The following is a 6,056-nucleotide window of genomic DNA, read 5'->3' as shown; positions in this document are numbered from 1 at the left end:
CCGCGCCCGAGGGGCTCTCGCCCGCGCTGCTGTATCGGGCCTTGGCCTATCGCATCCAGGCCGAGGCCTTGGGCGACCTCGCCCGCGCCACCGTCCAGGCCCTGGCCCGGCTGGCGGCCGATCCGGATGGGGCAGCGGTGCCGCCCCTGCCGGAGCTGCCCGCGATCAAGCCCGGCACCCGGCTCGTGCGCGAATGGGAGGGCGAGCTGCACAGCGTCACCGTGCTGGAGGCAGGCTTTGCCTGGCAAGGGCAGCACTACGACAGCCTCTCGGCGCTCGCCCGGGCCATCACCGGCAAGGCCTGGAACGGGCCGCGCTTCTTCCGCCTGCGCAAGGCGTCCCCAGCCGGAAAGCAACGGGTCGCCACTGCCAGTGCTGTCGACTCCCAGGGAGCGCGGCCATGACGCTGCCGGGCAAGACCCTGCGCTGCGCGATCTACACCCGGGTCTCGACCGAGCACGGGCTGGAGCAGGCCTTCAACTCCCTGCACAACCAGCGCGAGGCGGCCGAGGCCTATGTCCGCAGCCAGGCCCACGAGGGTTGGCGCTGCTCGGGCGTGCGCTACGACGACGGCGGCTACTCGGGCGGCAGCCTGGAGCGGCCGGCCCTGCAGCGACTCCTGGCCGAGGTCCGGGCCGGGCGCGTCGACGTCATCGTGGTCTACAAGGTCGACCGCCTCACCCGGGCGCTCTCGGACTTCGCCAAGCTGGTCGAGCTGTTCGATGCAAACGCGGTCAGCTTCGTCTCGGTGACCCAGGCCTTCAACACCACCAGCAGCATGGGCCGGCTCACGCTCAACGTGCTGCTCTCGTTCGCCCAGTTCGAGCGCGAGCTCACGGGCGAGCGCATCCGCGACAAGATCGCGTCCTCGAAGCGCCGGGGCTTATGGATGGGCGGCGTCGTACCCCTGGGCTACCGGGTCGAGGCCCGGGCCCTCCATCCCGTGCCCGAGCACGCCGCGCTGATCGGGCTGATCTACCGGCGCTACCTCGAACTCGGCACGGTCGGGCGCTTGAAGCTGGAACTCGATCGCGACGGCATCCTGGTGCCCGAGCGCGTTGACGGGGCCGGCCGCAGGACCGGCGGCAAGGGCTTCAGCCGCGGGCAGCTCTACGCCATCCTGGCCAACCCGATCTATGCCGGGCAGCTCGTGCACAAGGGTCAGGTCCATCCCGGCCAGCAGCCGCCCCTGGTGGATGAGGCAACCTTCGCAGCCGTGCAGGCGAGGCTCGCTGCCAACCACCGCGAGCTGCGGCGTCCGCGATCCGGCGAGGCCCACCTGCTCATCGGACGCATCCGCGATGGGCAAGGCCACGCAATGACGCCGACCCATACCCAGAAGTGCACCCGGCGCTACCGCTACTACGTCAGCCAGGCTGTGCTGAAGGCATCCAAGGCCGGGGCGGCTGCAAGACAGACAGGGATCGGCGCAGCCGCACCACCCGATGCCATCGGCCGCGTCTCGGCTCCGGATCTCGAGGCGCGCGTGATCGCGGCCCTGCGCGATGCTATCCCGGCTCGCAGGCAGCCCGCAGCGGATGCCGACCTCGTGGCCGATCACCTCGCCGAGGTGCGGCTGCATCCGGACCGCCTCGTGCTGCGCCTCCTCAGTGATGAGCCGGACACGATCACGATCGCCTGGACGCGACCCTCGACCCAGCGGCGGCGCGAGATCGTACTACCCCCTGCCGCGCAGCAGCCCCGGCCGCGTCCGATGAAGGTCGAGGACCGCGCCCGCATCCTCAAGGCCATCGCCATGGCCCGGGCCTGGATGGAGGACCTCGTCTCCGGCCGAGTGAGTGGTATCGGGGCCCTGGCGGAGCGGGCCGGGATCGGCGAGCGCTCGGTGCGGATGAGCCTGTCGCTGGCGCATCTCTCACCCACCATCGTTGCGGCGATCATGGCCGGCCGTCTGCCGCGTGGCATCAGCCTCCGCCATCTCGCCGAGCTGCCGGTCGCCTGGTCTGAGCAGCAAGCTGCTCTCGGGCTCTGAGCCAGAGCGGCCATCACGGCGCCCAGACGATCCGCACCACCAGGCGAGAGCGCATCCGCCAGCCCTTCACTTTAAGCATCCACATCTGATGCATCGACGGAAAGCCGTACGCCTAGCCGTCGCAGGGATGCGGCTGGGCCGAGCCATCAGCCACATCGGTTTGAGATTGTAGTTCGGTTGGAGCCGCTGCAATGCCGAACCTTCAAGTCCGAGCCGCACGGTCTGGCGCATCGCAGGAAACAGGACTTGGGGCTGAGGAGACCGGGGCGAGATTGGCCCCTATCGCGGCGCCTCACACCACCAGAGACGCGGCAGAAACGGTTGCCACGACGCTAAATAAATGATTTTGCGTGCTAATTCCGGACCACCAGAGACATCTACGTTTGCGTAGACTGCCTGGTGGAGGTGGCAGTCAGGTACGCACTCGTCTCCGCCCTCCCCTTCCCTGTTTCCAGCGAAAATGCAGGCAAAAAGCTCAAAATCAGGCGTCCGAACATGCGCTTTGGCAGAAAAGAGGCCGTCATTCCAGGGCGTTACGAGCCAATTCCCTATCGTACCGAGCAGGGAAAAATCGCGGGGTGTACAGAGAAATGTCGGCCTGCTGTTATCGAATTTCCGCGTTGACGGGATAGGAGGTCGATAACGGCATGCAGAGGTCTCATGCCACCACCCAGGGTACTATCTTGGAAGGGCGTGGCGCTTCGGACAACCACGAGCTTTCGGCTCGATGAGTTGCTGATGGTTAGGTCGGCTTCGCAACGTGACGCCGACGGCATGCCTACTCCGCAGCCGGGATCGTCGACACCTGTCGAGAATTTCTAAGCCCAATTTCTGACGGTAGATTTCCTGACATGTTTTCCCGACACAGTTACGCACTGATGTCGCCTCACCGCGCCAGCTCATTTTAGCGTTGGGAAAACGATCGAATTGCCGACACGCAGGCCAATAGGACGGCGATCTCCTTAAAGTGGTGATTGCGAAGGAACGATCAGGACTGTGAGGCCAATGCGCCCGAGATGAGGGACTCCGACGCCGCTCCGCGGCCGTTCCCATGGTCCGGTCAGAGAAGCGCGATTTCGGAGGCTGGCCTGGCTCTGATCGACCTGGTGGCGGAGCGTTGAGCAAGTAGGGCCTTCCGCCACCACAAGCTGCGCCGGCCACTGTCGATGGACGGATCGCCCGAGACCGTATCCGCTCTGGCGCTTGGTTGGTGGTGGCGGCACGGACCGTGTCACCGGTCAGCCGCTACTTGCCAGTCTCGAAGAACTCCTTGGGCCCGCCGCAATGTATCGCGCTGGCCATGCCTTCGCACGAGCACAACTTGGCGATGCCGACCTCACCGCAAAGACCCTACAGCACGATGTAGATATTCTCCTCCGACGAGAACTGCCGGCGCTCGGCTTGGGGGACGTTCTCGCTCACGGCTTCTACCGCCTTCCATGCCAGCCAAAAATTTCTGCTTCCGCTTCGCTCCAAAATACTACCTTAAACAAGCTATTTTCTGTTCGTTAAGGCTCTCCATCTGTCTCATGAATAATGATAGCAGGCATAATTTTCCTTCCCGAACGTATTCTGCAGGTCTAGCGTGATCCGTGATCCTCGGCTAATTGCGCAGGAGGCGTCGATGCTCGGGCATTCGTTGCGCGGGCATGCCGCCCGTAGGGGACAAACATGGCCACCGTTACTGTTGCCACCTACGCTGACCTTGTCAGTGCAATCAACGCCGCCAACGCGAGCACGGCGGACGACACGATCATCCTAAGTGCCAACATCACGCTTACCGGCACTCTACCAACTCTGGGTATCCGCGATGCTCAGGGCGCCGTCATCGCCTCGGGCGCCCTCACCATCAACGGCGGCAGTCACACCCTCAACGGTAACAATCAGTACCGTCTGCTGTTTGCCAACGCCGGTACGATCAACGTCAACGGCCTGACACTCTCTGGCGGTCTCGCGAAGGGCGGGGATGGCGGAGCCGGCCAACTTGGAGAAAGTGGCGGTGGCGGTATGGGGGCCGGAGGCGGCCTCTACGTACGTACGGGGACGAGCGTCAATCTCACCGATGTGAGTTTCAGTGCCAACGCTGCGACGGGTGGATCGGGAGGGGCGGACAATGCGGATGGATCTTCCGGCAATGAAGGTGCGGGCGGCGGTGGCCTTGGCGGCTCTGGTGCTTCTGTATCCAATTTAAATTACGGCGGCGGTGGCGGCGCGTTCGCTGGTCAGAACGCCAGCGGTACCACGGGTGGAGGCATATACGCGACAAGTCCTTCGGGGGATCTATCCGGATCATCTGTGAGCGGTGGCACTGGCGGCTACGGAGGTGGCGGCGCGGGAGGCTACAACAATTCTGGATCGGCCCCGGGCGGCGCTGGAGGCTTCGGCGGTGGCGGCGGCGGTGCAGCGTTCTTTGCAACTGCCGGTGCCGGCATAGGGGGATTTGGAGGCGGAGGCGGTAGTTTCGACGGCAATAGAGTCAGTATCGGTGGATTCGGCGGTGGTAACGGTGGCAATGGAGGTTCAAGGGCTGCCGGCGGAGGCGGTGCTGCCTTCGGCGCAGATGTGTTTGTCCAGCAAGGCGGCGTCCTAACGATCTCAGGGCAAGGAACGCTCGCTGCGGGCACTTCGACAGCAGGCAACGCCGGGGCTGTTTCCGGAACCTTCGGCGTTCTGCCGCAGAATGGCCAGTCGGCAGGATCGGGACTGTTCCTACAAGGCTCGGGCACGCTGACTTACGCACCCGCAGCGACTCAGACGCTGACGGTCGGAGGGGCAATCGAGGACGAGGTCGGCTTCGTGGCCCGCTCGGGCTATGTACCACCGACGGGGACCTACTTGGGAACCGAGAGTTGGGGCCTGACCGTTAGCGGTGCCGGGACGCTAACGCTCTCGGCCGCCAACACCTACACGGGTGGTACGCAGCTCAACGCCGGCACGCTCGAACTTGGCCAAATTATCTCAGCTGGCTCGGGTACAATCGCCTTCACCACTGGCGCGCAGACCCTACGGCTCGATACGAACGGCACGCTCGGCAATACTCTGACCGGCTTCGGCCTCGGCGATGCGCTCGATTTGCGCACCATCAACCCCACCGGGGCAACCTTCACGATGACGGGTACAACCCTGACCGTGACGGAAGCAGCAATCGCAGGTACGGACACCAACACTGTCACCATCAATGCAGCACCGGCTGGCTATCAGTACGCCTTGTCTTCAGACGGGCAAGCCATAGCCGGGACACAGGTGAGGCTGGAGCAGATCCCCGCCTTCAGCATCAACGACGTCACTGCGGCAGAGGGCAACGCCGGGACCACCGCCTACACCTTCACCGTCTCGCTGAGCGCAGCCAGCGGCACAACGACCACGGTGAACTATGCCACCTCCGACGGGACGGCCCTGGCTGGCTCGGACTACACGGCGACCTCGGGCACGCTCACCTTCGCCCCCGGCACGACCAGCCGGACCATCACTGTGCTGGCCAACGGCGACACCGTTTTCGAGCCCAACGAGAGCTTCCTCGTGAACCTCTCGGGGGCGACCAACGCCACGATCACGGATACCCAAGGGGTCGGCACGATCACCAACGACGATCCCGCACCGACGATCGCCATCAGCGACGTGACGGTGTCCGAAGCGGCAGGCACGGCCACCTTCACCATCACCCGGACCGGGGCCACCGAGGTGCCGATCACAGTCAACTACGCCACCGCCGACGGGACGGCCATAGCGGGTTCGGACTACACCGCGACCTCGGGCACGCTTACCTTCGCCCCAAGCCAAGCCGCCACGGTTACGCAGACGGTGACGGTAGCGATCACCAACGACGGCGTGTTCGAGGGAAGCGAGCAGTTCGCGCTCAATTTCTCGAATGCCACCGGTGCAACGATCACCGATGCGCAAGGGATCGGCACGATCACCGACAACGATCCCGCCCCGGTGTTCTCGATCGCCAACGCACCCACCGTCACCGAGGGCGGCCAGCTCGTCTACACGGTGACCCGGACCGGCGACGCGCAGGCCGCTCAGGCGGTCACCGTGATCACGGGGGCTGCCGGCGACACCG

General features: G+C 64.9%; 3 protein-coding genes. All 3 read left to right on the top strand.

Going from position 1 to position 6,056, the window contains the following annotated elements; all coding sequences use genetic code 11:
- Window positions 1-404 (top strand): DUF2924 domain-containing protein (locus COGEMETH_RS16425; protein WP_238183677.1); only part of this gene is annotated, 404 nt, incomplete at its 5' end.
- On the top strand, window positions 401-1,993 hold the full coding sequence (locus tag COGEMETH_RS16420; RefSeq protein WP_238183676.1) for a recombinase family protein: 1,593 nt from the start codon (window positions 401-403) through the stop codon (window positions 1,991-1,993). The genes COGEMETH_RS16425 and COGEMETH_RS16420, both read left to right, overlap by 4 nt.
- Before the next feature lie 1,671 nt (window positions 1,994-3,664).
- Window positions 3,665-6,056 (top strand): Calx-beta domain-containing protein (locus COGEMETH_RS25625; protein ID WP_283215005.1); only part of this gene is annotated, 2,392 nt, incomplete at its 3' end.

It is taken from the genome of Methylobacterium trifolii (assembly GCF_022179685.1).
Taxonomy (GTDB): Bacteria; Pseudomonadota; Alphaproteobacteria; order Rhizobiales; family Beijerinckiaceae; genus Methylobacterium; species Methylobacterium trifolii.
Note: the sequence above shows the minus strand (reverse complement) of the source record. Positions and strands in the feature narration are given on the sequence as shown.